Source organism: Serratia sp. (in: enterobacteria), assembly GCF_051654945.1.
Taxonomy (GTDB): Bacteria; Pseudomonadota; Gammaproteobacteria; order Enterobacterales; family Enterobacteriaceae; genus Chania.
Window position 1 is genome coordinate 1 of sequence record NZ_JBOFZA010000114.1, and the last position, 1,441, is coordinate 1,441.

A 1,441-nucleotide genomic window follows, 5' to 3' on the forward strand; every position below is an offset into this window, starting at 1 on the left:
TATTGCTGTCCGGTAAAAACTTAAAAGCACAATAATGCGTCTCGAATCGTCGATTAATAGGCGATTCGAGATTTATTTTTAAAAAGTAAGCCCCCTTTAGTCGAATAGTGTTGTTCTAGGTGGAGCTAAACTTTGCCTAGATATAATATTCAGCCATGCTTTTTCAGGGTGTTCGCAGAATTTATACAGGTCAATGTAGTACATCAAAGTTTGACGCACCATTGTTACTAGATTGGAGAAGCTCCACTCTCTTTTCACCCTCCTCTTAACTACACTGAGTAGTAGGTTTGCTATCAAAACTACCCATATTTGACTCTTAATAGCATTAACACTCTCTCCAAAGAAATACTTTAAGGGAAAATTCTGTTTTAGTTGCTTGAATAGTAGTTCTATTTGCCACCTGCGCTTATAGATCTCAATTATATCTTCAACATCTAGATCAAGGCTATTTGTAAGTAATACCGATGATTTTCTCTTACCGATCTCCCAGTACTCTATTCTACGAGACGTGTGTTTTATATCATCCTTCTCAAGTAGTATTATTGAATCCTTTAATACTACAAGGCCGTTAGTGTCAACTCTATAATGGCTATCTAACTCCTTGAATCGCATATTCTTCTTCATTTTTGTAACATAGAATACCCCTTTCTGTGTGAATTGCTCAAAAACCTTATAATCGATATATGCTCTATCCATTGCAATAAAACTACCGTTTGATAGCTCTAGTTTCTTTAGCATCACATGATCATGCGTTGCTGCTGATGTAAATTCTATCGAATAAGGGGCTCCTTCAGTAGCTTTTAGAACAGTATGTACTTTAATTCCACCTTTCTTCCTGCCATGCTTAGGGTTACGGCCAACTCCTTTTAGGATATTAGAGAATAATGATATTGTAGTAGAGTCCATAATGTGTAGAAGTCTTTCCCATGATTTATTATTGTTGCAGCTGTCCGCTAAAGTGCTTTTATATCTATTGTAGAGGGAAAAGTAGACTTGAGCAAAGAAGTCGCTACTACGTCTATTATTAGCCTCTGAGAGGGTACTTCTTTTAACCATATAGTTAACTCCTAGGTGTTCAAGCTTATGAGCTTCAGATAGCATGCCGATTACTATCTCTCTTAAAGAATCATGATGCATAAGGACACCATAAAGAAGTGTTACAAGGTGAGAGTATCCATCTAGCTTCTTCACGTAGCGATCATGGCCACCTAAACGACTTAGATCTTTGATTTCTTGTTTATCAGTCAAATTTAATAGCTGACAGTATAGCGGCTGTCCGGTAAAATGTGTATGTTTGCTCATGGTTGAAATATTTGGAGTCGGAAACCATAAAGTAAACCAAAAGGGTTGAATCTAATTGTAGTGACCCCCAAAAGTTGGACTATAAATTAATAATTTATATTATAGTGAGCTCGGTATTGCACCGGGCTCATTCCTTTTA

At 36.7% G+C, this 1,441-nt stretch carries 1 protein-coding gene; it reads right to left on the reverse strand.

The genetic code is table 11. The annotated features are described in order from the left end of the window. Positions 1-96 precede the first annotated feature (96 nt). Positions 97-1,302 (reverse strand): IS4 family transposase, encoded by a 1,206-nt coding sequence (locus ACRDCA_RS25270; RefSeq protein ID WP_438691977.1) that lies wholly within the window; start codon positions 1,300-1,302, stop codon positions 97-99. Between the last annotated feature and the right edge of the window lie 139 nt (positions 1,303-1,441).